The 23,555-nt window shown below is 58.9% G+C and carries 29 protein-coding genes; 12 read left to right on the plus strand and 17 right to left on the minus strand.

What is annotated here, in order from left to right:
• Positions 1–30: 30 nt before the first annotated feature.
• Positions 31–252, minus strand: a complete 222-nt coding sequence (locus PQT43_RS05980) for a DUF1127 domain-containing protein (protein WP_102861006.1) — start codon at positions 250–252, stop codon at positions 31–33.
• Between the two features lie 97 nt (positions 253–349).
• On the opposite strand from PQT43_RS05980, the gene PQT43_RS05985 reads away from it, so the two are divergent.
• Positions 350–1,204 carry a LysR substrate-binding domain-containing protein gene (locus PQT43_RS05985; RefSeq protein ID WP_267268695.1) on the plus strand — a complete coding sequence of 285 codons (855 nt, stop codon included), beginning with the start codon at positions 350–352 and terminating at the stop codon, positions 1,202–1,204.
• On the opposite strand, the gene PQT43_RS05990 is transcribed toward PQT43_RS05985, so the two are convergent.
• Positions 1,194–1,943: a sulfite exporter TauE/SafE family protein gene (locus tag PQT43_RS05990; RefSeq protein ID WP_170002752.1), complete on the minus strand. Its 750-nt coding sequence runs from the start codon at positions 1,941–1,943 to the stop codon at positions 1,194–1,196. The genes PQT43_RS05985 and PQT43_RS05990 overlap by 11 nt on opposite strands.
• A gap of 105 nt (positions 1,944–2,048) precedes the next feature.
• On the opposite strand from PQT43_RS05990, the gene PQT43_RS05995 reads away from it, so the two are divergent.
• From PQT43_RS05995 to PQT43_RS06005, 3 genes are all read left to right on the plus strand, one after another.
• Positions 2,049–2,999: a LysR family transcriptional regulator gene (locus tag PQT43_RS05995; protein ID WP_213665767.1), complete on the plus strand. Its 951-nt coding sequence runs from the start codon at positions 2,049–2,051 to the stop codon at positions 2,997–2,999.
• Between the two features lie 75 nt (positions 3,000–3,074).
• A complete protein-coding gene (locus tag PQT43_RS06000) occupies positions 3,075–3,536 on the plus strand; it encodes a MarR family winged helix-turn-helix transcriptional regulator (RefSeq protein ID WP_110594570.1) in 462 nt (153 codons plus the stop codon).
• Between the two features lie 220 nt (positions 3,537–3,756).
• Positions 3,757–4,176: an organic hydroperoxide resistance protein gene (locus PQT43_RS06005; RefSeq protein WP_253085236.1), complete on the plus strand. Its 420-nt coding sequence runs from the start codon at positions 3,757–3,759 to the stop codon at positions 4,174–4,176.
• 71 nt (positions 4,177–4,247) lie between these two features.
• Here PQT43_RS06005 and PQT43_RS06010 read toward each other — a convergent pair whose 3' ends face one another.
• Both PQT43_RS06010 and earP read right to left on the minus strand, forming a co-directional pair.
• Positions 4,248–4,820 carry an elongation factor P gene (locus PQT43_RS06010; protein ID WP_007931398.1) on the minus strand — a complete coding sequence of 191 codons (573 nt, stop codon included), beginning with the start codon at positions 4,818–4,820 and terminating at the stop codon, positions 4,248–4,250.
• Between the two features lie 48 nt (positions 4,821–4,868).
• Entirely contained in the window at positions 4,869–6,002 is a 1,134-nt protein-coding gene (gene earP, locus PQT43_RS06015; RefSeq protein WP_272753608.1) for an elongation factor P maturation arginine rhamnosyltransferase EarP, read from the minus strand.
• 124 nt (positions 6,003–6,126) lie between these two features.
• Here earP and PQT43_RS06020 point away from each other — a divergent pair, with 124 nt between their 5' ends.
• Both PQT43_RS06020 and PQT43_RS06025 read left to right on the plus strand, forming a co-directional pair.
• On the plus strand, positions 6,127–6,522 hold the full coding sequence (locus tag PQT43_RS06020; RefSeq protein ID WP_272753609.1) for a hypothetical protein: 396 nt from the start codon (positions 6,127–6,129) through the stop codon (positions 6,520–6,522).
• Positions 6,523–6,524: 2 nt separating this feature from the next.
• On the plus strand, positions 6,525–7,007 hold the full coding sequence (locus PQT43_RS06025) for a GreA/GreB family elongation factor (protein ID WP_102860895.1): 483 nt from the start codon (positions 6,525–6,527) through the stop codon (positions 7,005–7,007).
• A 6-nt stretch (positions 7,008–7,013) separates the two neighbouring features.
• On the opposite strand, the gene cysB is transcribed toward PQT43_RS06025, so the two are convergent.
• The 5 genes from cysB to PQT43_RS06050 form a co-directional block, all read right to left on the minus strand.
• Positions 7,014–7,988, minus strand: a complete 975-nt coding sequence (cysB, locus tag PQT43_RS06030; RefSeq protein WP_102860894.1) for an HTH-type transcriptional regulator CysB — start codon at positions 7,986–7,988, stop codon at positions 7,014–7,016.
• Positions 7,989–8,099: 111 nt separating this feature from the next.
• On the minus strand, positions 8,100–8,600 hold the full coding sequence (locus PQT43_RS06035) for a universal stress protein (protein ID WP_267268698.1): 501 nt from the start codon (positions 8,598–8,600) through the stop codon (positions 8,100–8,102).
• 95 nt (positions 8,601–8,695) lie between these two features.
• A complete protein-coding gene (locus PQT43_RS06040; protein ID WP_102860892.1) occupies positions 8,696–9,601 on the minus strand; it encodes a 5'-nucleotidase in 906 nt (301 codons plus the stop codon).
• Between the two features lie 25 nt (positions 9,602–9,626).
• Positions 9,627–10,583, minus strand: coding sequence for a putative 2-dehydropantoate 2-reductase (locus tag PQT43_RS06045; protein ID WP_253085233.1), 957 nt, complete (start codon positions 10,581–10,583; stop codon positions 9,627–9,629).
• Positions 10,583–10,969: a thioredoxin gene (locus PQT43_RS06050; RefSeq protein ID WP_102880446.1), complete on the minus strand. Its 387-nt coding sequence runs from the start codon at positions 10,967–10,969 to the stop codon at positions 10,583–10,585. Before PQT43_RS06050 ends, PQT43_RS06045 begins: the two co-directional genes overlap by 1 nt.
• Between PQT43_RS06050 and PQT43_RS06055 the strand changes: the two genes are divergently transcribed.
• Together PQT43_RS06055 and PQT43_RS06060 are read left to right on the plus strand one after the other, a co-directional pair.
• Positions 10,968–11,402, plus strand: a complete 435-nt coding sequence (locus PQT43_RS06055; protein WP_102860889.1) for a PilZ domain-containing protein — start codon at positions 10,968–10,970, stop codon at positions 11,400–11,402. The genes PQT43_RS06050 and PQT43_RS06055 overlap by 2 nt on opposite strands.
• Positions 11,403–11,542: 140 nt before the next feature.
• Positions 11,543–12,619, plus strand: a complete 1,077-nt coding sequence (locus tag PQT43_RS06060; RefSeq protein ID WP_016967428.1) for a 3-deoxy-7-phosphoheptulonate synthase — start codon at positions 11,543–11,545, stop codon at positions 12,617–12,619.
• A 60-nt stretch (positions 12,620–12,679) separates the two neighbouring features.
• Here PQT43_RS06060 and PQT43_RS06065 read toward each other — a convergent pair whose 3' ends face one another.
• Complete coding sequence (locus PQT43_RS06065; protein ID WP_011062548.1) at positions 12,680–12,961, minus strand: GNAT family N-acetyltransferase; 282 nt, start codon at positions 12,959–12,961, stop codon at positions 12,680–12,682.
• Positions 12,962–13,595: 634 nt separating this feature from the next.
• On the opposite strand from PQT43_RS06065, the gene oprI reads away from it, so the two are divergent.
• Positions 13,596–13,847 carry an outer membrane lipoprotei OprI gene (gene oprI, locus PQT43_RS06070; protein WP_003448337.1) on the plus strand — a complete coding sequence of 84 codons (252 nt, stop codon included), beginning with the start codon at positions 13,596–13,598 and terminating at the stop codon, positions 13,845–13,847.
• A 127-nt stretch (positions 13,848–13,974) separates the two neighbouring features.
• On the opposite strand, the gene PQT43_RS06075 is transcribed toward oprI, so the two are convergent.
• The 3 genes from PQT43_RS06075 to PQT43_RS06085 form a co-directional block, all read right to left on the minus strand.
• Positions 13,975–14,949, minus strand: a complete 975-nt coding sequence (locus tag PQT43_RS06075; protein WP_253085232.1) for a L,D-transpeptidase family protein — start codon at positions 14,947–14,949, stop codon at positions 13,975–13,977.
• A 134-nt stretch (positions 14,950–15,083) separates the two neighbouring features.
• A complete protein-coding gene (locus tag PQT43_RS06080; protein ID WP_007931378.1) occupies positions 15,084–15,377 on the minus strand; it encodes a hypothetical protein in 294 nt (97 codons plus the stop codon).
• A 56-nt stretch (positions 15,378–15,433) separates the two neighbouring features.
• A complete protein-coding gene (locus PQT43_RS06085; protein ID WP_102860887.1) occupies positions 15,434–16,039 on the minus strand; it encodes an arylesterase in 606 nt (201 codons plus the stop codon).
• A gap of 10 nt (positions 16,040–16,049) precedes the next feature.
• Between PQT43_RS06085 and PQT43_RS06090 the strand changes: the two genes are divergently transcribed.
• Both PQT43_RS06090 and PQT43_RS06095 read left to right on the plus strand, forming a co-directional pair.
• Positions 16,050–16,733 carry an ABC transporter ATP-binding protein gene (locus PQT43_RS06090; protein ID WP_102860886.1) on the plus strand — a complete coding sequence of 228 codons (684 nt, stop codon included), beginning with the start codon at positions 16,050–16,052 and terminating at the stop codon, positions 16,731–16,733.
• The gene (locus tag PQT43_RS06095; RefSeq protein WP_253085231.1) at positions 16,733–19,237 is read left to right on the plus strand and encodes an ABC transporter permease; all 2,505 of its coding nucleotides are present in this window, start codon (positions 16,733–16,735) and stop codon (positions 19,235–19,237) included. Before PQT43_RS06090 ends, PQT43_RS06095 begins: the two co-directional genes overlap by 1 nt.
• Positions 19,238–19,270: 33 nt before the next feature.
• On the opposite strand, the gene greB is transcribed toward PQT43_RS06095, so the two are convergent.
• A complete protein-coding gene (gene greB / locus PQT43_RS06100; protein WP_102860884.1) occupies positions 19,271–19,744 on the minus strand; it encodes a transcription elongation factor GreB in 474 nt (157 codons plus the stop codon).
• A 301-nt stretch (positions 19,745–20,045) separates the two neighbouring features.
• On the opposite strand from greB, the gene PQT43_RS06105 reads away from it, so the two are divergent.
• Positions 20,046–20,675, plus strand: a complete 630-nt coding sequence (locus tag PQT43_RS06105) for a response regulator transcription factor (RefSeq protein WP_102860883.1) — start codon at positions 20,046–20,048, stop codon at positions 20,673–20,675.
• A 144-nt stretch (positions 20,676–20,819) separates the two neighbouring features.
• Here PQT43_RS06105 and PQT43_RS06110 read toward each other — a convergent pair whose 3' ends face one another.
• The 3 genes from PQT43_RS06110 to PQT43_RS06120 all read right to left on the minus strand — a co-directional run bounded on the left by PQT43_RS06110 (position 20,820) and on the right by PQT43_RS06120 (position 23,385).
• A complete protein-coding gene (locus tag PQT43_RS06110; protein ID WP_102860882.1) occupies positions 20,820–21,128 on the minus strand; it encodes a hypothetical protein in 309 nt (102 codons plus the stop codon).
• Positions 21,129–21,426: 298 nt separating this feature from the next.
• Positions 21,427–21,861: a DoxX family protein gene (locus PQT43_RS06115; RefSeq protein ID WP_102860881.1), complete on the minus strand. Its 435-nt coding sequence runs from the start codon at positions 21,859–21,861 to the stop codon at positions 21,427–21,429.
• 102 nt (positions 21,862–21,963) lie between these two features.
• Complete coding sequence (locus PQT43_RS06120) at positions 21,964–23,385, minus strand: transglycosylase SLT domain-containing protein (RefSeq protein ID WP_123394190.1); 1,422 nt, start codon at positions 23,383–23,385, stop codon at positions 21,964–21,966.
• Between the last annotated feature and the right edge of the window lie 170 nt (positions 23,386–23,555).

The raw sequence follows: 23,555 nt of genomic DNA on the forward strand, positions 1-23,555 counted from the left end.
CGGGAAGCGGCTTGTGTAGCACTCTTGCCGCTATTTATGCATCGGGTCGTCCCAGAACGGGCGGACCCGCTCATGCTCGACATCGGCCCGCGTCAGGCCCAGGTCCTTCAACGCCTCATCGCTCAGCCCGGCGAGCATCCGGCGCTCACGCCCAAGCTCATACCAGCGCATGACCCTGCGCCATAAGCCGCTCAATGACAGCGCCTGAAACGACAGCTTGTGGACCAGCACATAACCCTTTTGACCTTTCATCATCTTGCCCTCCAGTGGGGATGACGCCAGTCTCTGCTTAGGATTAAGATCAATCCAACGAATGTTTCTTATGCCATTCATCTCAGGATTTGATGGAATGTCCCAGTTCCCCAGCATCGACACCGAAGTCCTGCGCACCTTTGTCGCCATCGCCGATGAAGGCGGTTTTACCCGGGCCGGCGAACGGGTCAATCGCACCCAGTCGGCGGTGAGCATGCAGATGAAACGCCTGGAAGAAGATGTGCTGCAACGCCAGTTGTTCCAGCGCGACGGGCGCCAGGTCAAGCTCACCGCCGAAGGCCAGGTGCTGCTGGGCTACGCCCGACGCATCCTGAAACTGCACAGTGAAGTGTTCAATACCTTGCGCGAACCGCACATGGTGGGCCTGGTTCGCATCGGCACTCCGGATGATTATGTGATGCGCTTTCTACCGGGAATCCTGTCGCGCTTTGCCCAAAGCTACCCGCTGATCCAGATCGAGGTGCATTGCGAATCCAGCAAACAGTTGCTGCAACGCCAGGATCTGGATCTGTCCATCGTCACCCGCGAGCCGGGCAGCGAGATCGGCCAACTGCTGCGCAAGGAGCGCTTCGTCTGGGCCGTGGCCCAGGGCTTCAATCCCCACGAGCAATCGCCATTGCCCCTGGCGATGTTCAACAGCGACTGCTTTTGCAGACTCTGGGCCTGCAACGCCCTGGACGCCGCCGGACTCGACTACCGGATTGCCTACAACAGCTCGAGCCTGGCGGCGTTGATGGCCGTGGTCAGTGCCGGGCTGGCAATCACCGCGCAACTGGAAAGCCTGATCACACCGGACCTGCGCATTCTCGGCGAGGCTGAGGGGCTGCCCCAATTGCCGGAGGCGAGCATCATGCTGCTGCGCAACCTCAATACGCCCTCGCCCATCACCGAGTGCCTGGCGGAGCACATTGTCGAAGGCTTCAAACTTTAAAGGCCAGCATCACCGCGCACACCACCAGGAAACCGCAGAACAGCGCCCGCAGCAGGCGCTCGGGCAAAGCATGAGCCACCTTCACTCCCCAGCTGATGCTCAACAGGCCGCCGACCGCCAACGGCAGACCGATCATCCAGTCCACTTGATGATGGACACCGTAGGTCACCAGGGTCACGCCGGTGCTCGGCAACGCCAGGGCCAGGGACAGCCCTTGTGCCACCACCTGGGTGGTACCAAAGACGCTGGTCAATACTGGCGTGGCCACTACCGCTCCGCCTACGCCGAACAACCCGCCCATGGCCCCGGAAGCGGCGCCCAGAACCCCCAGCCAAGGCCAGGAATAACGCATCCGCGTGCTGGCCGGCGCGCTGCTCATGAACATGCGCAGCAGGTTATAGGCCGACAGCACCAGGAGAAAGACGACAAAGCCGATACGCATCTTCTGCGCGTCGATGCCCACCGCCCAGATCGAGCCGAGCCAGGCGAAACTAAAGCCCATCACTGCCAGGGGCAAGGCATGGCGCAATTCAATCCGGTTGCGCTGGTGATAGCGCCACAGCGCCAGCATCACATTGGGCACCACCATCACCAGTGCAGTGCCCTGGGCAATCTGCTGATCCAGGCCGAACAACACCCCCAGCACGGGAATCGCGATCAAGCCGCCGCCGATACCGAACAAACCACCCACAGTGCCCAGGGCCGCGCCCAACAGCAGATACATCACTAACTCGATCACAGCCGCTCTCCTCACCTGAGAGCTGCATGCTACGCAGTCGGCCCTGGCACGGAAACGCACAGCAACGCACAATGGCTGTGCCGTTTTCGCATAAGCGCTCTGACCATGAATCCCAATACCCTCACCGAACAACTGGGGCTGTTTCTCGATGTGCTGGAAGCCGGCAGCTTTTCCGCCGCGGCTCGCCGCTATCCACTGACGCCCTCTGCCGTGGCCCGGCGTATCGACAGCCTGGAAAGTGCCGTGGGCACCACGTTGTTCATGCGCACCACCCATGCCGTGGTTGCCACAGCCGCTGGCCTGGCCTTCGCCGAACGGGCCCGGCGCATTGTCGCTGAACTGCAACTGGCCCGGGCCGAGGCGGTGTCCCTGAGCCATGCGCCGGAAGGCCTGATCCGCATCGATGCCCCGGCCGCCTTCGGCCGCCGTCATCTGGCACCGGCGATCGCCGACTTCCTGGTGCTCTATCCCGGCCTGGATGTACAACTGCACCTGATCGACAGCTTCGTCGACATGCAGGGCTCGCACCTGGGCAAAGTGGACCTGGTACTGCGGGCCGGGCAACAGGTGGATACCCGGATGGTGGCCACCTCCCTGGCCAGCATCGTACGCATTGCCTGCGCCAGTCCGTCCTACCTGAAGAGCCGTGGCACCCCGACTCAACCCGCTGAGCTCAGCCAGCACGACGGCCTCGACTGGGATGGCCTGGCACCCTTGTTCGCCTGGCGCTTTGAACGGGACGGACAGCTGCACAGTCATCGCCCACAACGCATCCGCCTCAGTGCCAACAATGCCGAAGCCCTGCTTTCGGGAGCCTTGGCTGGGCTGGGAATTGCTCACTTGCCCACCTGGCTGGTGAGTGAGTACCTGTTGCGCGGAGAACTGGTGCCGTTGTTCTGTGATAACGGTCTGCCCAAGCCGGAAACCGCCGGTATCTATGCCTTGCGCATGGAGCAGCATCCCAATGCCCGTAGCCGCCTGCTGTTGGAGTACCTGAAAAGTCGCTTCAGTCCGGTTCCGCCATGGGACCTGGCACTGCAGAGTGCAATGAACTGACGTCGAAGAAATTTATCTGGTGCATTAAAGACTCGCCCGCTAGATTCAGGACCATTAACGACCAAGGCCCCCGAGATGACCACCGACCGCTCTACCCCGGATACCTGCGAACAGCTGCTGCTGGACAACCAAGTGTGTTTCGCACTGCACTCCACATCGCTGCTACTGACCAAGGTCTATAAACCGTTGCTGCAGCAACTGGGGCTGACCTATCCGCAGTACCTGGCAATGCTGGTGCTCTGGGAGCGGGATGGCCTGACCGTCGGCGAAATCAGCCAGCGCCTGCTGACCGACCCCGGCTCGCTGACTCCCTTGCTCAAGCGCCTGGAAGCCGAGGGTCTGCTGAGCCGCACTCGCAGCCGGGAAGATGAGCGAGTGGTCATTGTCGAGCTGACGGAACAGGGCCGAGCGATGCGCGAACAAGCCCGGAACATCCCACAGTGCATCCTCGGCGCCAGCGGTCGGACAGTGGAGCAGTTGCGGCAGCTGCAGGAAGATTTGCAGGTGCTGCGGGGGCATTTGCAGGACAGTCTCTAAGGCTTCGCCGACAAGCCAGCGCCTATGGCTGGGGCTAGGGCTGGTTTTGAGAAAAAAATATATTGTTAAAAAACAATGAGTTGAGCCAGAAAAAGGGCTTCGGGCAATAGTTTGCATAAAATTTATCTTGTGCACTAAATATTTGAGCGATACATTTATTTCGAACTTACTTAGCGCGCAAATAATTAGCGCAAAAACAACCCAGCACGAGGCTTTCACCATGCAAACTCTCTACACCGCAGTTGCAACCGCCACCGGTGGCCGTGATGGCCGCGCTGTTTCCAGTGACAACATCCTCGACGTCAAACTGGCCACCCCCAAGGAACTCGGCGGGGCCGGTGGGCAGGCGACCAACCCGGAACAGCTGTTCGCCGCCGGCTATTCGGCCTGCTTTATCGGTGCCCTGAAGTTCGTTGCCAGCCAGAGCAAGCGCAAGATCCCGGACAACGCCTCGATCACCGCCCATGTCGGTATCGGTCAGATCCCTGGCGGCTTTGGCTTGGATATCGATCTGCATGTGAGCCTGCCCGGCCTGGCTCAGGTAGAGGCGCAAAGCCTGGTGGATGCCGCACATCAGGTCTGCCCCTACTCCAACGCCACCCGTGGCAATGTTGATGTACGCCTGCACGTGAACGTCTGAAACAGTAAACGCCAGGCATAAAAAAGCCCGACTCAAGGTCGGGCTTTTTCATCGACAAGATCGAACCAGGATTAAACCTTGGCGCGGCCCTTGTAGGAACCGCCTTCGCGGGTATCGATCTCGATCATGTCGCCGATTTCGATGAAGTCCGCAACGCTCAGCTCGGTACCGTTTTTCAGTTTGGCAGGCTTCATCACCTTGCCCGAAGTGTCGCCGCGAGCGGAACCTTCGGTGTAGTCAACCTGACGCACGATGGTGGTCGGCAGGTCAACGGAAACCAGACGGTCTTCGAAGAACACGGCTTCGCAAACGTCGGTCATGCCTTCTTCGATGAACGGCAGAACGGCCTCGATGTCTTCGGCGTTCAGCTCGTACATGGTGTAGTCGGTGGTGTCCATGAAGGTGTAGGTGTCACCGCTGATGAACGACAGAGTCGCTTCTTTGCGATCCAGGATCACGTCGTCCAGTTTGTCGTCCGCACCGTAAACGGTTTCGGTCTTGTAACCGGTCAGCAGGTTCTTCAGCTTGGTCTTCATGATCGCGCTGTTACGACCGGACTTGGTGAATTCAGCTTTCTGAACCAGCCAAGGATCGTTGTCGATACGGATCACGGTACCGGGTTTGAGTTCTTTACCAGTTTTCATTGCGAATATCCGAATTTGGATGGGATTTACAAAAATCTAGGCCGCGTATCATATCCAATTTAGGTAAAACTGCACCAGCGCCGCAGCAAGATCGGCTTGCAAGCCTTGTTCCAGACACCATTGTTCGGCGTGCGCGGCAACTTCGGGCCAGTGTTGCAGCAGGTTTTTCCAGGCGTCGGTCATCGCCGCCTCGGTATTCCAGGCCTGCCACAGGGCCCGCACCGCCGCTTGGGCGTCAGGTGAAAGAGCCCGGGTGTACAAGGCGAGAAAGGCCTCGAGCTTGTCCAGGTGAATGTCTTCGTCCTGACGGTAGATATGCCAGAGCATCGGCCGACCGGCCCATTGCGCCCGAACAAAGGAGTCCTCTCCACGCACCGCGTTGAAATCGCAGCACCACAACAGACGGTCGTAATCTTCCTGGCGAACAAAAGGCAGGACCTGGACCGTCAGGGACTGGCGGATCTGCAGGCTGCCCACACTCAACGACGCGTCTCCCAGCCAGCGCTGCACATCTCCCAGGATGCGCCCTTCGGGCACCAGCAAATGGGTCTGTTGCGTATCGAGGGCCAAGGCATCCAGCCAACCACCAAGACTGGCGTTCTCATAGGCAAACAGTGACATCAAGCGGCTACCGGCGGCGGGAGTGACTCCCAGTCCTTGAAGAAACTCCAGCTGGACCTGGCGATCAGCCTGAAATTGCCGGCGGCGCTCGAGCAATCCGGCTTCGCGCAGCAAGCCGCCCGTGCCAGCCTGGAATCCGGGGAAGAAAAAGTACTTCTGTACGCCGCGAAACTTCACTGATGGCAGGCCGTGGCAGCCGCTGACCCAGTCCTCGGCGCTCAGGTAATCCAGATTCAGCCACAAGGGTGCACGCTGGCGCTCGGCCATGGCCTCCATATAGGCATGGGGCAATTGACAGGCAAACGCAGCGATCACCACATCGGCTGCAGCTTCAGGTTGCCACTGGGCCGGCCAGTGGCGCACCTCGACCCCATCCTGATACTGGCTGAGTCGCTGGAAGTCGATCTCTGGACAGATCTTTTCAAAGGCCCGCAGATCATCGACCCACAAACGCACCGTGCATTGATGCTCGGCCACCAACTGTCGGGCCAGGCGCCAGGTCACGCCGATGTCGCCGTAGTTGTCGACCACGCTGCAAAAAATATCCCAGGAGGCTTTCATTCCAGTCCCCGATTGGCAAAGGCGCCGATTGTCCGCATAAATGCTCCTGCGCAGAAGAGCCAACCTCGATTAATCTTCATGCGACAATCAGCCCTCGCCCACTATCGCCCGCCAGGAGGCAACCATGTCTTATCGCCCGCCCGCTCGTCGCTCCTTGCGCATCAGCTTCAGTGCCCTGGCGCTCAGCAGCAGCATTGCCCTGGGCCTGTGGCTGGGTTTTCTGGCGATTGCCCTGACCTGCTGGCTAGCCTCGCACTTTCTCTTCAGCCAGCAACTGGCTCCTGTAGCGCAAGCCGTGCAGCAATTGGCGAAGCCGCCGGTGGTTGCACCGGAGCCACCCAATCGGCTGTTCGAGCAGTATCAGGAAAACCTGCGCAAGAACGAAGAGTTGCAATCCCTGGATAACGCCCGCACCGACCCGCGCAACCTGTCCAATCCCAAATGCCAGTTCTGGTTGCAACAAGACCAGACAGCGCCCAGCGAAAAGAGCCGGGCCAACGTCCTGCAGTTCTGTAATTGATCATGAATAAACAGTCTGTCTGCCAACTGATTCTGCAACAGCTCCGAGAGGATCTGGAAGTCGCGGTGCGCGCTGCGCAAACCGCCTACGAAACCGCCACTCACGAAGAGAATATCGCCGAGAACAAGTACGACACCCTGGGGCTGGAAGCCTCCTACCTGGCGGCCGGCCAGGCTCGGCGGGTCGAGGAAATCCGTCAGGCATTGAGTCTCTGGCAGAACCTGAGTTTGCGATCCTACGACCCACAGGCCGGAATCCAGGTCGGTGCGTTGCTGGGGCTGGAGGATGAAAACGGCCACGAACAATGGCTGTTTCTTGGCCCCGACGGGGCAGGCTTGAAGGTTTATGTGGTGGGGCAACTGGTGACCGTCATCACCCCGCGGTCACCGCTGGGCAAGAGCCTGATGGGCAAGTTCGAGGACGACGAGGTGGAGATCGTGGTGGCGGGGACCCGGCAACAGTTCACTGTCACCGAGGTCCGCTAGCTGAAATCAGTGAACCGGCAGTTCGACGCCGTCGAACAGTTCTTCCAGTTCCTGCTTGTTATGGCATTGAATCGCCTTGGCCATGACTTCGCGCGTCAGGTGCGGGGCGAACTTCTCGATGAAGTCGCACATGAAGCCGCGCAGGAATGTACCGCGACGGAAACCGATCTTGGTGATGCTCGACTCGAACAGCTCGCTGGCGTCCAGTACCACCAGGTCATTGTCGAGCTTGGTGTCGACCGCCATCTTGGCGACGATACCCACTCCCAACCCCAGGCGCACATAGGTCTTGATCACGTCGGCATCAGCCGCAGTGAACACCACTTTTGGCGTCAGGCCACGATGGCTGAAGGCTTCATCGAGCTTGGAACGGCCAGTGAAACCAAACACGTAGGTAACGATGGGGTATTCGGCCAGGGTTTCCAGGGTCAGCTTCGGCAGCTTGGTCAGCGGGTGGCCCTGAGGCACAACCACGCAACGGTTCCAGCGATAGCACGGCATCATCACCAGATCACCGAACAGCTCCAGCGCCTCGGTGGCGATGGCGAAATCCACAGTGCCGTCAGCGGCCATCTCAGCGATCTGCATCGGCGAGCCCTGGTGCATGTGCAGGGCCACATCGGGGTACTGCTTGATGAAGCTACTGATCACCGGTGGCAGGGCGTAGCGTGCCTGGGTATGGGTGGTGGCGATGGACAGGGTGCCCTTCTTCTCGTTGGAGAACTCCTGGGCGATCTGCTTGATGCTTTCGACCTTGCGCAGGATCTCACCGGCGGTGGTGATGATTCGCTCACCGGCCGGGGTCACACGGGTCAGATGCTTGCCGCTGCGAGCGAAGACCTCGACCCCAAGCTCGTCTTCGAGCAGACGGATCTGCTTGCTGATACCCGGTTGTGAGGTGTAAAGGCTTTGGGCGGTAGCGGAGACGTTGAGGTCGTGGTGCGCCACTTCCCAGATGTAGCGCAATTGTTGAAGCTTCATATCAATCCCTCAAAGCAGGTAGACGCCACGGGTATCAGCGACGGTATATAACTATATTAATGGTCAGGAGAATAAATCTAGAACTTTTATTCAGAATTTTCCATTCCGCCCTCAGACATCCCCCTGACGCCGACGCTGCACCAGAGGCACCAGATAAACCGGCACTTTGGCCAGCTGTAAAACCCGTGCGGCCGTACGCCCCAAAGGGGTTTGTGCACCGCCCCCGTGGCTGTGACTTCCTACGATCAGCAAATCCACCGAGAGTTTCGCCGCCTGATCCAGAATCACCTGGGATGGGTCCCCTTGAAGCACCCGCACCGACTGGATCAAGGTCAGGTCCTGCATGCCCGCACCCAACTCCTCGCGAAAACTGTCCAGCACCCGCTGCTCGATATTGGCCATTACCGTGCTCAAGCCCTGGCGGTGAAACTCGTTCAAGGATTGCTCATCCAGATAGCTCTGCAATACCGATTCGGCAAATAGCCCCATGGGTTCCACTGCGTGCACTACATGTAAGTCGGCATTGAACGTTCGAGCCAGCTCCAAGGCATGCTGCATGACAAAGGGCGCATACAGACCGAGGTCGGTGGCATACAGCATCGAACGAATCATATGACCTCCTCAACTGCCAAGATGGCGGAGATTGATTCAGCTTAGCAGTGCCTGGAACTGTGGGAGGTTCGACGCCAAGCCTGGGATTTTAGGGCTCAATCCCTGGCTTCGTTGCTGATGCCATGGGGCACGTGGCCGGTGGCGACCACCTCGCGGGCCAACTCGCAGTGACCGGCCTGATCATCAAAAAAAACATCGGCGGCGAAGGCTTCAAGAAAGGCGGCTTTCTCCAGGCCGCCCAGAAACAAGGACTCGTCCAGACGAATGTCCCACTCGCGCAAGGTGCGGATCACCCGTTCATGGGCCGGCGCCGAACGGGCCGTGACCAAGGCCGTGCGAATCGGGCAGGCATCGTTGGGAAACTCGCCCTGAAGCAGATTGAGTGCCGCCAGAAAGCCCTTGAACGGTCCGCCCGGCAATGGCTCCCGGGCCGACTGCTGCTCACTGGCCTGAAAGGCCTCCAGGCCACCGGTTTGATAGACCCGTTCCGAGTCATCGGAAAACAGCACGGCGTCCCCGTCGAAGGCGATGCGCAACTCGCCATTGGCGGCGCGCCGGGCGCCGCCGGAAAGGATGGTCGCGGCGGCAAACCCGGCCTCCAGAGCACTGCGCACATCGTCGGCATGGGTAGAGAGAAACAGATCGCTGCCAAAGGCCGCCAGATAGGGATAGGGACTGCGACCGCCGACGAAGGCCGCACGGGAAATACCCAGGCCGTAATGCTGGATCGAGTTGAACACCCGCAGGCCAGTGTCGGCACTGTTGCGTGAAACCAGCACCACCTCGACCCGCGCACGCCCCAGGCTGGCATTGAGACTGAGCAGTTTCTTCACCAATGGGAAGGCATCGCCCGGTTCGAGGATCTCCTCTTCGTGTTCGATCTGATACTGCCTATAAGCCTCGACACCCTGGGCCAGATAGACCTTATGGCTGTCGCTCAGATCGAATAACGCCCGCGACGAAATCGCCACCACCAGCTTGCCATCCAGGCCATTTGCCATGTTCCGTCCCCTTCAGGTAATCAGCTCAAGCGTGATGCCGGTCGATGAAACTCAAAGCCTGGTAAAGCGCCTGGATTTTCGGCAGCTCACAGCCAGCGGCCCTGGCTGCCGCCAAAGGTGCGGCATAGATGGCTGCCAACTCCAGAGGACGCTGATGCAGGAAATCATGGTACATGCTCGGCCAATAGTCGGGCATGTGCTCGGTGGACTTGAACAGTTGCTGTGCGTAGGCATCTGGAATGACATGACCACAAGCCGCGGCCCCCAGAAGCACCTCCTGCATGAGGTTCTGAATCAACTCGCGGCTGTACGGATCGGCCATCAACGGCGTGGTGCTGGCCTTGAGCAGCACCGACAGACCGTTGTAAGGCACATTCCACACCAGCTTCTGCCAACGCGCCTGCTGCAGGTTGCCCATGACCTTGGAATCAAGCCCGGCCTCACGAAACAACGCCGCCCCTTCTTCGACAATAGCCTGGCTCAACACCGGATCAGCGCTTGCCGGACCGCTGTGGTAACCCAGATTGACTGCACCAAGAGCCTGGTGCTCGATCTGGCCGGGACCCGCACGATGGACACAGATAAAGCACAAGCCACCCAATAGGTGCAGCGACTCAGGAAGCACGGCGCGCAGGCCATCTTCAACGTCCAGGCCGTTCTGCAGCAACAGAACCTTGGCATCAGGCGCCGCCGCCTGAATGATCGCCGGCGCCAACTGGAGGTTGCTGGTGGTCTTGGCTCCCACCAGCAGCCAGTCACAAAGCGGCATCTCCTCAGCGCTGGCGTATGCCTGCACCGGTTTCAGGCTCAACGCCCCGTACTGAGCGCTGTTGACCTGCAGCCCCTGCTCCACCACCGTCGAGAACTCGCTACGCAATAGAAAGTGCACGTCGAAACCGGCGCGCGCCAGCATCACCCCGTAAAAACCTCCGATCGCTCCGGTCCCGATAATGCCCACACGCGGTTTACGACCTGCATCCATCAAGGCAACTCCTCTGGAATTCGATTGAGCGCCTGACGCAAGCCCTCAGTGAGCTCCTTGTACGTCAGCCGCGACTGCAACGCCCCATAAAACTCACCGTCGCTCACCACAAACAGGGCCGGCAAGTGAAACACCTGATAGCGCTCCACGGCGCCTCCGTTGTCAGCGGCATCGACCCAGCACAACCGCTCGACCGGCAAGCCCAGCCCCGGCAGTTGCGCCCGCGCCCAACGGCAACTGGAACAGCCAACGCTGGTGAAAACCACCAGGGAAACACCATCCAGGCCCAGCAATTGCTGGTCGATATCGAAGTCTGTCAGTTCCAATTCGACCACTATACTGGGGGAAACAATGTCAAATGGACGACACTCGGAGTCTGCGGTCATGGGACGTTTTTTGCCTCATCCTGATGATGTTCCGGTTGAACTGACCCTGCGTAAATACGCCTGCATTTCGCGTCAGCGGTTGCACACTATCAGCCTCGGTGGCATGGCGTGCAATTACCACCGCGCCTGGCGCCACGGCACCGCACTAGAGGTGTATATGCCGACGCTGGGGGAAAATGCGCGCTACAACGGCTATGTCGCCTGGTGCCTGAAACGCAAGCGCGGCTACCTGGTGGGGATCGCTTTCGTCGATGAACAAACGCTGTTCGGCGCCCGCATGGGCGAACAGGTGTGTCAGATCGCCCGATACTGCCGCCTGCATGAACCTCAGAGCGAACAACAATGCATCGAGGCCCTGGCCCTGAATTGGGTCGAGCAGCACGCAGAGGACTATTCCGAGGACCGCGTACACCAGGCTTTTGTGCAGCCTTAGCCCAATAAAACCGCCGCCTGCCCATTGTAGAGTCACCGGGTAACGCGCTAAGGTTCCGCTCCCCGACGCGCTCAAATCCGCTGTGCTCCGCCGCGCGGGGATCGCTGGCGGCCGGCACCCGTGACCTGACGAGTAACACGATGGCTGATTTACCGATCAACGACCTTAACGTCGCCTCCAACGAGACCCTGATCACCCCTGATCAACTCAAGCGAGACATCCCCCTTAGCGACACCGCCTTGCGCACCGTGACCAAAGGTCGCGAAGTGATCCGCAACATCCTCGACGGCACTGATCACCGTCTGTTTATCGTCATTGGGCCCTGCTCGATCCACGACATCAAGGCAGCGCACGAGTACGCTGAACGTCTCAAGGCACTGGCGGCGGAAGTCTCTGACACTCTCTATCTGGTAATGCGGGTGTACTTCGAGAAACCCCGTACTACCGTTGGCTGGAAAGGCCTGATCAACGACCCTTACCTGGATGACTCGTTCAAGATTCAGGACGGTTTGCATATCGGGCGGCAGTTGTTGCTGGACCTGGCTGAAATGGGCCTGCCTACCGCCACTGAAGCCCTTGACCCGATCTCCCCGCAATATCTGCAGGACCTGATCAGTTGGTCGGCCATCGGTGCACGCACCACTGAATCCCAGACCCATCGGGAAATGGCTTCCGGCCTGTCGTCGGCCGTGGGCTTCAAGAATGGCACCGACGGTGGCCTCACCGTGGCGATCAATGCGCTGCAATCGGTATCCAGCCCGCATCGCTTCCTGGGGATCAACCCACAAGGTGGCGTATCGATCGTAACCACCAAAGGCAACGCCTACGGCCACGTGGTGCTGCGTGGCGGCAACGGTAAGCCGAACTACGACTCGGTGAGCGTCGCTGTCTGCGAACAAGCCCTGAGCAAGGCCAAGATCAAGCCGAACATCATGATCGACTGCAGCCATGCCAACTCCAACAAGGATCCGGCGCTGCAACCTCTAGTCATGGAAAACGTTGCCAACCAAATCCTGGAAGGCAACCAGTCGATCATCGGTCTGATGGTGGAAAGTCATCTGAACTGGGGTTGCCAGGCGATTCCGAAGGACCTGTCAGACCTGCAGTACGGCGTATCGATTACCGACGCCTGCATCGACTGGGAAAGCACCGAGAAAACCCTGCGCAGCATGCACGCCAAGCTCAAGGACGTATTGCCGAAACGTGATCGCAGCTGATCCTTTTCGCCAGACACAAAAACGCCGGGCCAAGCCCGGCGTTTTTTATGGTCGCCCCGATCAGAGCTTTGCTGCGTGACGCTGATGGCGTTCCATATAGCGTTCTACATAAGAACAGGATGGAATCACTGTGTAACCCATACGCTCGGCGTACTCCAGCGCCTGCTCGGTCAACGCCGCGGCAATGCCGCGCCCACGTAATGCGTTGGGCACGAAGGTGCGGTAGATATCCAGAGTCTGCTTACCCAGGTCCATATAGGTCAGGTAGGCACGATGACCGTCCACATTGGTCTCGAACTGATGACCAGCCTGGTCATGGTGGATGGACAACGCCTCGCTCATCACTACTCCTTGCGGGTCTGGAATGCTGACCCATACCTTACCGATGTTTTTCCGGCGAAGGAACAACTTACGCCACCTCGTGCCTGTCGGACACCACCGTAGAAGGCATCCCCCTTACATCGCGAGCACGTTACAAAATAGTAGGCGCCCTGGGCATAAATGCTCAAGCCACACTCGTCACAGATCAACGTAAAACGCCCTCAGCAAGCCTTGCAGAAAGCACCGTCAGGCCCAGTGTAAAAATGCGTTGAGGCTATACATCGCCGGATGCTGAAACTTAAGACGAGCACCGTTTCTTAAAGTCACCGGCAAGATGGATAAAGATAGGCCAAGGCTGGGCAGATTCTGAAGAAAAGTGCCATCGACAGAATATAGGCCCACTTTAGCCTAGACTCTGAAACAGCGCCTGGAGAATGCTGGCAAACAACCAGCACCCTCTGACAGAGCCTTGCCGCTGAATGTTTTTTATACAATCGCTTAAAAAGTTGCTCGAAAAAGAATCACCGCCTAGAATTTTTTTTGCTTCTTGCGCTACGTCAGTTTACTTACTACAAGTAATGGGTAGTATGTACGCCGGCTATTTCCTCACTCTGAGGTGATAGCTACTAATAGAAAGTCCTTGAAGGGGAACACGATGAACAACGTTCTGAAATTCTCTGCTCTGGCTCTGGCCGCAGTTCTGGCTACCGGTTGCAGCAGCGTATCCAAAGAAACCGAAGCTCGTCTGACTGCTACTGAAGATGCAGCAGCTCGTGCTCAGGCTCGTGCAGACGAAGCCTATCGTAAAGCTGATGAAGCTCTGGCTGCTGCTCAAAAAGCACAACAGACTGCTGACGAAGCTAACGAGCGCGCTCTGCGTATGCTGGAAAAAGCTAGCCGCAAGTAATAGTCCCTCGGGATTGTTATCAAGCCGATCCATTTTTTGGATCGGCTTTTTTATTGCCTGGGATTTTCCACTGACAATAAAAAACCCGTCGACACCGGCAGGTCTCGACGGGTTGTTGTTCTAACCCTTACTGCTGCAGATCGAACGGAGCACTGGACAACGATGTTGCAGGCGCCGTGGTCGGTATTGCGATCTCCACTGGCAAGCCATCTTCGGCCGCCACTACATCCCTGACCACATCCCAGTTCATGCGCAGGTTGTTGGCCAGATCTTCGCGCTTGAGCAAAGCATTGATCACCGCAGTGTGCTTGTCGACCACTGAAGGATTACCCTTGTCATCCAAAGGTGTATGCGCTTCCAGATAGACTTTGCCACCGCTGATACCGAACTTGTACGGCTCGTTGATGATACGCACGGAAGTTCCTACCGGAACCATCCCGGCCATTTCCAGCACGTTATTGTTGAGCATACGGAAACAGCCATGGCTAGTACGCATGCCGATGCCGAACTTTTTGTTCGAACCGTGGATCAGGTAACCAGGCGTGCCCAAGGTGAACTTGAACGGCCCCAGCGGGTTATTCGGACCTGCCGGCACCACGCTCGGCAGCGGATCACCATCGGCAGCATGTTCGGCCCGGATCGACGCCGGTGGAGTCCAGGTTGGATTCGGGGTTTTCGCAGTAATGCTGGTATGAGCGATCGGCGAACCCCAACCCTCGCGTCCAATGCCCAGCGGGAAGGTGTAAACCACATTCCGCCCCTTGGGGAAGTAGTAAAGACGATACTCCGCCAGGTTAATCACGATGCCCTCACGGGGCCCGGGAGGCAGGATGAAACGGGTGGGCAAGATGACCTCGGCCCCCGCCCCCGGCAACCAGGGGTCGACTCCCGGATTGGCCGCCACCATCTCCAGATACCCCAGGTCATGAGCAGTGCCCAGGTCGGCGAAGGTGTCTTCGTACTTGGCCTTGATCACCTGCACCTGACCGACAATATCTTCACCGGGCGGCGGTAGAGGCAATTCCAATGCTGCAACGGGACCGGCCACACACAATGCGGCAAGTGTCAGGCAGCGGGTGACGACGGGGAGACGCGGCAACATCCGGATAATCCTTCGCATGAAAAACGAGTGATAGAAACGCGATTGTACACCCCGCCCCCTGGCTGCGGGAGCCAAGCGGGAGACACAAGCGCAGGCACATGAAATCCCTGTCGAAACGGTTCGCTATCGACCGCCTACAGCTCGAAGCGCAACTCCGGCCAGATCGGCGGGGTGCCGCGCTTTTGCGACTCCAGGATTGCCCGGCACAAAGGGCAGAGTCGTTGATCCTGGAAAATCGTCCGATCCACACTCGACCAGCGCGGCTGCGCGGGCAACAAAGTGCCACACAAGGTCCGATCGGCAGAACCACCCAACTCCAGCTGACGCGTCACCAGATGCACTCGAACTTCCTGGCAGGCGAACAGGTCAAGCTGTTCATCAGGCTCGATCAGTTGATAGGCAAACAGGGACCAGGCGGGACGCGGCATCGGGGGCTCCAAATCGGGGGCGCCACATTAGCCGAAACACTGCCACTAGAAAAGCGTCAAAGCAGCGGTTTTAGCGTCGGCCAGACATTTTCCAGCAACTTGTCCTGAGCCGCTGCTGCAGGGTGCAGACCGTCTGCCTGCATCAGTTCGGGATGACCACCGACCCCATCAAGAAAAAACGGTACCAGCGCCACCTTTTTGTCACTGGCCAACTGGCCATAAACCTGAGCGAACGCCTGGGTGTAGCGCACACCATAGTTGGGCGGCAACTGCATGCCCAACAGCAGCACCTTGGCACCACTGGCCTGGGCACTGTCGATCATCGACGCAAGATTTTGTTGCAATTGCTGAGGCGGCTGGCCGCGCAGGCCATCGTTGCCGCCCAACTCGAGGATCACCACCTCAGGCTTATGCTCTGCAAGCAGCGGCGGCAGCCGCGCCAGGCCACCGGCACTGGTGTCGCCACTGACCGAGGCGTTGATCACTTTGTCGGTGAAACCCTGGTCCTTGAGCCGCTTCTCCAACAGAGCCACCCACCCCTCACGGGTATCCAGGCCGAAAGCCGCACTGATACTATCGCCCACGATCAGGACCGTACCCGCCGCTGCGTTCTGGGCCATGCACATCAAGGCCAGGCCGGCACTCAAAAACCATACACGCATCGGATTCTCCATGGGCGCAAGCATTCTCACTGCGCGGAACCTTAGCAAAGTGGTTCCCAGCGCGGAAGGTGAACTGACCATCCTTCATGAACTCAGCCTGGAGCTGAACCAGGGCGACAGCCTGGCCATAGTCGGCGCCTCGGGTTCCGGAAAATCCACACTGCTCGGTTTGCTGGCAGGACTCGACCTGCCCAGCAGCGGTGAGGTCACCCTCGCCGGCCAGGCCTTGAGTCGCCTGGATGAAGATCAGCGAGCACGGGTCAGGGCCGAGCACGTTGGGTTCGTGTTTCAATCCTTCCAGTTGCTCGACAGCCTCAACGCCCTGGAAAACGTCATGCTGCCCCTGGAGCTGGATGGCCGCCGCGACGCCCGTGAGCGCGCCACCGAGCTGCTGCGACGGGTCGGCCTCGGCCAGCGCCTGAGCCACTCGCCTCGCCAGCTTTCCGGCGGTGAGCAACAACGAGTAGCCATCGCCCGGGCCTTTGCCGCCGAACCCGACGTACTGTTTGCCGACGAACCTACCGGCAACCTCGACAGCCACACCGGTGAACGCATCAGCGACCTGCTGTTCGAACTCAACAAGGAGAGCGGCACGACTCTGGTGCTGGTGACCCATGATGAACGCCTGGCCCATCGTTGCCGGCGCCTGATCCGTCTTGAAGCGGGCTTGCTGGTCGCCCCTCTGGAGCCTTGATGGCACGTCTGCCGCTGTTGCGTCTGCTCAGCCTCGCCCTGCGCCAGCTGTTGCGCGATGCCCGCGCCGGGGAGTTACGGGTGCTGTTCTTTGCCTTGCTGGTGGCTGTGGCGGCGAGCACCGCCATTGGTTATTTCGGCGCCCGCCTGAACGGCGCCATGCTGCTGCGGGCCACCGAGTTTCTCGGGGCTGATCTGCTTCTGGAGGGCAGCTCACCGGCACGCCCGGAGCAGGTCGACAGCGGGCAGGCACTGGGACTCGATCATGCGCGCATAGTCGAATTCTCCAGCGTTATCGCCACCGACACTGGCATCCAGCTGTCGAGTATCAAGGCAGTGGACAATGCCTACCCACTACGCGGCCAACTCAAGAGCGCGGCAGCGCCCTACGGCGTTGAAGAGCCCGGTGGCGGTCCAAAGGCCGGTGAAGCCTGGGTCGAATCACGCCTGCTGACCGCGCTGAATCTGAAGATCGGCGACAGCATCGATGTCGGCACGCAACCCCTGCGGCTGGCTCGGGTCCTGACCTATGAGCCCGACCGAGCCGGCAACTTCTATAGCCTGACGCCTCGAGTGCTGATCAGCCTGGACGACCTGAAAGCCACCGGCGTCGTCCAGCCGGGCAGCCGGGTCAGCTACAAGGAGCTCTGGCGCGGCACGGCCCCGGCCCTAGAGAGCTATCGCCAACTGATCAAGCCGGGGCTGGCGCCCAACCAGCGACTGCAGGATGCCCGCGATGGCAACCAGCAGATTGGCGGCGCCCTGGGCAAGGCCGAGCGTTACCTGAACATGGCCAGTCTGGTAGCCGTGTTGCTATCCGGGGTCGCCGTCGCCTTATCGGCCAATCGTTTCGCAACCCGGCGCTTCGATGCCAGCGCCTTGCTACGCTGCCTCGGTCTGTCGCGACGGGAAACCATGTTGCTGTTCAGCGTGCAATTGGGACTTCTGGGGCTCCTGGCCAGCATCAGCGGCGCACTGCTGGGGTGGTTGGCCCAACTTGGCCTGTTCTATCTGCTGCATGACCTGCTGCCCAGCGATGTGCCTCCAGGTGGCCTGCTCCCGGCCATTGCCGGTATTGGCACCGGGTTGGTGGCCCTGGCAGGGTTTGCCCTACCGCCCCTGGCTGCCTTGGGGCGGGTCCCGCCACTTCGCGTGTTACGTCGTGACCTGCTGCCAATTCCTTCCAGTACCTGGATGATCTACGGCGCTGCCCTGTTTGCCCTGGGCCTGATCATGTGGCGCCTGAGTCTGGATCTGATCCTGACCTTTGCACTGCTCGGCGGTGGGCTGATAGCGGCACTGGTACTGGGTGGGTTACTGCTTCTGGTACTGCAAAGCCTGCGTCGTCTGCTGGCCCGCTCCTCCCTGCCCTGGCGCCTGGGACTGGGCCAGTTGCTGCGGCATCCCCTGGCGGCAGCCGGACAGTCCCTGGCCTTTGGTCTGATTCTGCTGTCCATGGCACTGATCGCCCTGCTGCGGGGCGAACTGCTCGATACCTGGCAGAACCAGTTGCCGAAAAATGCCCCCAATTACTTTGCACTGAATATCCTACCCGCCGAAAAACAGGCTTTTAGCGAACGCCTGGTACAACTTTCGGCCCCTTCGGCGCCGCTGTATCCAGTGGTTCCCGGACGCCTGGTGAGCATCAACGGCGAGCCTGTAAGGGAGATAGTCAGCAAGGACTCCAGTGGCGACCGCGCGGTACAGCGCGACCTGAGCCTGACCTGGGCCGCCGACCTGCCGGCCGGCAACCGCATCACCGAAGGCAACTGGTGGTCAGCGCAGCCCGCCGACGCTGTGCCCGGCGTATCGGTGGAGGCCAAGGTTGCACAAAGCTTGAAACTGAAACTGGGCGACCAACTGACCTTCACGGTCGCGGGCGTTAATCGGGAAGCCCGGGTTACCAGCCTGCGCAGCATCAACTGGGACAACTTCCAACCGAACTTCTTCATGATCTTCCAGCCAGGCACCCTGAAAGATCTGCCTGCCACCTACCTGACCAGCTTTTATCTGAGCCCGGGACACGACCAGCAGGTCATCGAGCTATCCAGGGCCTTTCCAGCGGTGACTATTCTTCAAGTGGAGGCCTTGCTGGAGCAACTGCGCAGCATCCTGGCCCAGGTCACTCTGGCAGTGGAGTATGTATTGCTGTTTGTCCTGGCGGCGGGAATGGCAGTGCTGTTTTCCGGCCTGCAGGCCACGTTGGACGAGCGCATTCGCCAAGGCGCCCTATTACGCGCGCTCGGTGCCGAGAGGCGGTTGCTGGTCAAGGCTCGGCGGATCGAGTTCGGTCTTCTCGGCGCCGTCAGCGGCCTGCTGGCGGCCCTGGGTAGCGAACTGGTCAGCCTGGTGCTTTACCAGTTCGCCTTCGACCTACCCTGGCACCCACATCCCTGGCTGTTGCTGCTGCCGCTGATAGGCGCCCTGTTGGTGGGTGGGGCCGGGGTTTTCGGCACCCGCCGGGCATTGAACGCCAGCCCGTTGAGCGTCCTGCGCGAAGGGTGAAGAGCAACAGCTCGCCAGCACAGGCTGGTGAGCCTACTTCTCATAGTCGATCTGATTGATCCACCAGCAGGTTTCGCCAGCCGGCGTATGAACAATGGCCTCGTCGCCCACTTCCTTCTTCAGCAGCGCCCTGGCCATGGGCGAGTCGATGGAAATGTAGTCCTTGCGCAGATAGATCTCGTCGTATCCAACGATACGAAAGCGCTTGATCTCGGCAGCCTCGTTTTCCACTTCTACCCAGGCGCCAAAGAACACTCGCCCTTCCTGCTCTGGTGCGTAGGAAACCACCTTCATGTCTTCCAGACGCTTGCGTATGTAACGCACCCGGCGATCAATTTCCCGCAAGAGTTTTTTGTTGTACTGATAGTCCGCGTTCTCACTGCGGTCACCCAATGACGCGGCCCAAGTGACCTTCTGGGTAATATCCGGGCGCTTCTCCCGCCACAGATAATCCAACTCCTGCTTCAGAGCGTCGTAACCATCCTGTGTGATGAGCTTAGTACTCAATTGGCTTGTCACCTTCCAGCCTTGTACATGCTGTTCTGTTGTTTGAATGAGCTGATGCACTCGGCCCGTCATGGGAGGGTTGTTGCTCCCCCTCACCCAGCCAGGCAGCACTATCAGATTTGTCCGATTTAGATTTCAGAGAGGTCAGCCAATCATAGAGCCAAACAGCTGAGGCTTACGGCACAAGACACACCTTAAGTAACAGTGTTTTCACCCAGCCTGAGGCACAACTTGAAACCTACTTATCCAAAGCACCCGCCAATACTGACCAACACCTCTAAAAACAAAGGGAACGCACTAAATGGGCAACATCATTATCGTCGATGACCATCCTCTGATTCGACTGGCCATTAGGTCGGTGCTGGAACCCCACCATCACACCATCGTTGCCGAAGCCGACAACGGTGCGGACGCGGTGCAACTGGTGCGAAAGCACATGCCGGACCTGTTGATCCTCGACCTGGGTATTCCCAACCTGGACGGTTTTTCGGTCATCGCCCATATCAAGTCTGCGGACCTGCTTGTAAAAACCCTAGTCCTGACTTCCAGTGACTCGAAGAACTTCGCTCTACGATGCCTGCAAGCGGGAGCCGCGGGATTTCTGTGCAAGACTGAAAACCTTCACGAACTGGCCAATGCGGTTAAAGCCATTCTGTCCGGGTACAGCTACTTCCCGGAAGACACCATCAATATCCTGCAGCAAAACACCAATGCCGCCAGTCAGGAGAGCGTGTTGATCTCGCGCCTGACCGATCGCGAGATCACGGTGCTGAAGCTCCTGGCAAGCGGCCTCAACAACCAGCAGATTGCCGACGCTCTGTTGATCAGCCACAAGACCGTCAGTACCTACAAGGTTCGCTTACTCAAGCGCTTCAACATTTCCAACCTCGTGGCGCTGGCCGATCTGGCAAAACGTAACGCCGTAGTTTGAACATTAACCCGTTGTCGCTTCACTCATGACCAGCAGTAACTGCAACCGGGACTATCCCAATCAGTGCTTGTTAGGTGGGGTCACAATCTGAATACGGCGCAGTTCAGCAACAAACTGTACAGCGCCGCCGAAACCTCTATGCAACTAGCGGCGAATGATCAGGCCTTGGCGAGCGACGCGGGTCAGTTGCTTGATGACTTCAGCAGCATCCGCTGCACTGGGGGCCGGAATGACCGCCAGATCAAAGCTATCGCTGGCAAAACGTGCCAGAGACTCGCCCTCTTCAACAAACTGAATCAAAAAGGCAGCCGGGCCCGGGGAACGCCGTGGCCAGCCGTCGAGGTAACGCAACAAGGTGGGTTGATGTTTGCCGCCAAGAAGGATTTTCGGGTTGCGCTGGGAAAGACTCGCCGTGATCGGCGCAAGACGTACAAGGGGGCGTGGTGCATTCATCGTATTGTGTCTCTGCCTCAAGTTTCTGCCGGGCAGGTGAGAGGCAACACCGAACCAGCGCTTTAGCGGTATTTCGAAGCCAGAATATAGCTTCTAACAGTGATCTTTCGACTCACTTGGCGCCCCGCAAGTAGCTGTTTAAATCGGCGCATGAGCAGCATCCTAGAGAAGCCAACAGGTCAGTGTCAAGATTTCCCAACAACGAAAAAGGCCTGCATTGGCAGGCCTTGGAAATTTTCCTGGCAGTTGATCCAGAGCCGCCGAAGACCAACTTGACGGATGAATCGAGCTCGTCAAATCACTTGGTTATTGCTGCATCCACAGACAACTTGCCAGCACCTTCGAACAGGACCGCGACAGTACCGCCCAGCAGAGCCAGGGCGAACTCATAGCCGTTATTGGCCATGAACAAACCATTGCCGATATGCACCGAGAAGATCGCCACCAACAAGGTAAAGGACAAGCCCAGAGCTGCCGGACGCGCCAGCAAGCCGATGACCAGCGCCAAACCAGCGAAGAACTCGGTACCACCTGCCAACAATGCCATCAGATACCCAGGAGCCAGACCAATGCTCTCCATCCACTGAGCCGTTCCCGCCAAACCGCCTCCCCCGAACCACCCGAAGAGTTTCTGCGAACCGTGGGCCGCAAAGATGATGCCGACGAAGATCCGCAAAACGCTCAAGCCGTAACCGGCGCGAGTACTCAGTAGGTTTTTGATCAATGTGCTCATGCTCTGTAGTCCTGTGTATGGTGGGGAAGTTGGTCGCCATATTAATCAATTTTTATCATGCTAAAAGCGCAAAAAACCCAAGATAAAAATCAGTTTTTTCGATTATTTGCGAGACGCAACTTTTCGCTCCTGAGGCTCCAGAGAGCCTCGCTCGCGGTCAAAGGCCAGATAGTATTTATTGACGCTATTAACATAGCTGACCGCACCCATGCCCACCTGCTCCATGGCAATACGCTCAACCTGGAAAAACCATTGATTGGGATTCAGTCCACGGCGCCGGGCCTCGCTGCGCATTCCTTGTACCCGTTCCGGGCCCATGTTGTAGGCCGCCAGGACGAACGCCATGCGCTCGCGTTCGTTAAGCTTGGGGCTGGAGAAGAACTTGCGGCGGATCATCGCCAGGTACTTGGCACCGGCCTGAACATTGCTGTCCAGAGACTGGATATTGTTGACCCCGACCCTTTGCGCCGCCGAAGGCGTGATCTGCATCAGCCCGGTTGGACCGCTGCCGCTCCTGGCGCTGGGCTGCAAGGCCGACTCCTTGAAAGCCAGGGCCGCCAGATTCAGCCAGTCCATACCCTGCTCCCCCGCATGCTTCTGCAACACCGGCCGCAGTTTTTCCAGGCGCTGACGATCGGCCCTAGCCAGGGGGTAATGCACCTGGTACTGGCGACGATAGATGCGCAAGAAGGCTACATCCTGGTCCGCCGGAGTCTTATAGGTCTTGAGGAAACGATCGATACTTGCCCGCAACATCGAGGCATCGCGCCGGACAAACCAGTGCTCCTCTCCCGGCTCACTGATCTTCAATTGCCTGTCAAAACGCAACTTGGGCAGGATCTTGCTCCAACGCTCGGCAATCGGCTGCTCGACAATGGTCAGGTGGAAGATCCCGCCCTGGACCATTTCCAGCACATCTTCCACCGCCAGACTGGGGTCCACCCACTCGACCTTGATCGGCGCCAGCTTGTGCAACGCAAGTTTCTGATTGATCTGACTCACCGCATCCCCTGCGGCGCTACCGGTGGTCAGGGTCAGGGTCTTGCCGGACAGCTGTTCGATACGCGTATAACGACGCTCGCCCTTGATCCCCACCAGCAGTAAGGGAACATTGCTGACGATCGGATCGCTGGAGCTGACCGCATGCCCTGGCTGAGCCTCCAACAACTCACCGGGAGCCACCAGATCCCCTTCTCCTCGCTGCAAGGCGCCAAGCAGTTGATCCTTGGCTTTGGGAATGATCTTGAGGCTGATTTCCTGACCGTCACGGGCATGGCCGTTGAGATACTGCTCGAACGAGCGCAAACGATGGTACTCGACGCCAATGGCCTGGCCCTGGACTTCACCGGAACTATTGCGGCTCTGGTTGACCAGTACCCGCAGAACCCGACTGCTGCGGATCTCCGCCAGGTCGCGGACCTTTCCCGCAGCCTGGGTTTCCGACGGCCCCGCCAAGCGCGCCATGGCCGGCAATGGCAGTAGCAACGTCAGGCACAGCGCGAGCAATATCGAGGGTCGGGTCATCCGTTCTCCGCAAAGAATACTGTTTAACCCTTCGTCGTTTTTTGAAGAATTGATCGACAGAAACAGAGCGCCATGAGCACTGGCAAGGTGCGAAAGACAAGCGCAATGACAGTAACAAGCCTGAGCATTACGTTCTTCCGTCAGCAAAAGACAGCGTTAACTCGTTGTAG

The organism is Pseudomonas sp. BLCC-B112 (assembly GCF_028550695.1).
In the GTDB taxonomy this organism is placed as follows: domain Bacteria; phylum Pseudomonadota; class Gammaproteobacteria; order Pseudomonadales; family Pseudomonadaceae; genus Aquipseudomonas; species Aquipseudomonas danubii.

Coding starts and splice junctions, on each gene's coding strand:
- PQT43_RS06050 (WP_102880446.1), bottom strand. CDS start 10,969: ATGACCGCAGACTCCGAGTGTCGTCCATTTGACATTGTTTCCCCCAGT.
- PQT43_RS05995 (WP_213665767.1), top strand. CDS start 2,049: ATGAATCCCAATACCCTCACCGAACAACTGGGGCTGTTTCTCGATGTG.
- PQT43_RS06115 (WP_102860881.1), bottom strand. CDS start 21,861: ATGAGCACATTGATCAAAAACCTACTGAGTACTCGCGCCGGTTACGGC.
- PQT43_RS06085 (WP_102860887.1), bottom strand. CDS start 16,039: ATGCGTGTATGGTTTTTGAGTGCCGGCCTGGCCTTGATGTGCATGGCC.
- cysB (WP_102860894.1), bottom strand. CDS start 7,988: ATGAAGCTTCAACAATTGCGCTACATCTGGGAAGTGGCGCACCACGAC.
- oprI (WP_003448337.1), top strand. CDS start 13,596: ATGAACAACGTTCTGAAATTCTCTGCTCTGGCTCTGGCCGCAGTTCTG.
- PQT43_RS06065 (WP_011062548.1), bottom strand. CDS start 12,961: ATGAGCGAGGCGTTGTCCATCCACCATGACCAGGCTGGTCATCAGTTC.
- PQT43_RS06090 (WP_102860886.1), top strand. CDS start 16,050: ATGGGCGCAAGCATTCTCACTGCGCGGAACCTTAGCAAAGTGGTTCCC.
- PQT43_RS06010 (WP_007931398.1), bottom strand. CDS start 4,820: ATGAAAACTGGTAAAGAACTCAAACCCGGTACCGTGATCCGTATCGAC.
- PQT43_RS06075 (WP_253085232.1), bottom strand. CDS start 14,949: ATGTTGCCGCGTCTCCCCGTCGTCACCCGCTGCCTGACACTTGCCGCA.
- PQT43_RS06060 (WP_016967428.1), top strand. CDS start 11,543: ATGGCTGATTTACCGATCAACGACCTTAACGTCGCCTCCAACGAGACC.
- PQT43_RS06110 (WP_102860882.1), bottom strand. CDS start 21,128: ATGAATGCACCACGCCCCCTTGTACGTCTTGCGCCGATCACGGCGAGT.
- PQT43_RS06055 (WP_102860889.1), top strand. CDS start 10,968: ATGGGACGTTTTTTGCCTCATCCTGATGATGTTCCGGTTGAACTGACC.
- PQT43_RS06020 (WP_272753609.1), top strand. CDS start 6,127: ATGTCTTATCGCCCGCCCGCTCGTCGCTCCTTGCGCATCAGCTTCAGT.
- PQT43_RS06035 (WP_267268698.1), bottom strand. CDS start 8,600: ATGATTCGTTCGATGCTGTATGCCACCGACCTCGGTCTGTATGCGCCC.
- PQT43_RS06040 (WP_102860892.1), bottom strand. CDS start 9,601: ATGGCAAATGGCCTGGATGGCAAGCTGGTGGTGGCGATTTCGTCGCGG.
- PQT43_RS06105 (WP_102860883.1), top strand. CDS start 20,046: ATGGGCAACATCATTATCGTCGATGACCATCCTCTGATTCGACTGGCC.
- PQT43_RS06000 (WP_110594570.1), top strand. CDS start 3,075: ATGACCACCGACCGCTCTACCCCGGATACCTGCGAACAGCTGCTGCTG.
- PQT43_RS05980 (WP_102861006.1), bottom strand. CDS start 252: ATGAAAGGTCAAAAGGGTTATGTGCTGGTCCACAAGCTGTCGTTTCAG.
- PQT43_RS06095 (WP_253085231.1), top strand. CDS start 16,733: ATGGCACGTCTGCCGCTGTTGCGTCTGCTCAGCCTCGCCCTGCGCCAG.
- PQT43_RS06120 (WP_123394190.1), bottom strand. CDS start 23,385: ATGACCCGACCCTCGATATTGCTCGCGCTGTGCCTGACGTTGCTACTG.
- PQT43_RS05985 (WP_267268695.1), top strand. CDS start 350: ATGTCCCAGTTCCCCAGCATCGACACCGAAGTCCTGCGCACCTTTGTC.
- earP (WP_272753608.1), bottom strand. CDS start 6,002: ATGAAAGCCTCCTGGGATATTTTTTGCAGCGTGGTCGACAACTACGGC.
- PQT43_RS06025 (WP_102860895.1), top strand. CDS start 6,525: ATGAATAAACAGTCTGTCTGCCAACTGATTCTGCAACAGCTCCGAGAG.
- PQT43_RS06080 (WP_007931378.1), bottom strand. CDS start 15,377: ATGCCGCGTCCCGCCTGGTCCCTGTTTGCCTATCAACTGATCGAGCCT.
- PQT43_RS06005 (WP_253085236.1), top strand. CDS start 3,757: ATGCAAACTCTCTACACCGCAGTTGCAACCGCCACCGGTGGCCGTGAT.
- PQT43_RS06045 (WP_253085233.1), bottom strand. CDS start 10,583: ATGGATGCAGGTCGTAAACCGCGTGTGGGCATTATCGGGACCGGAGCG.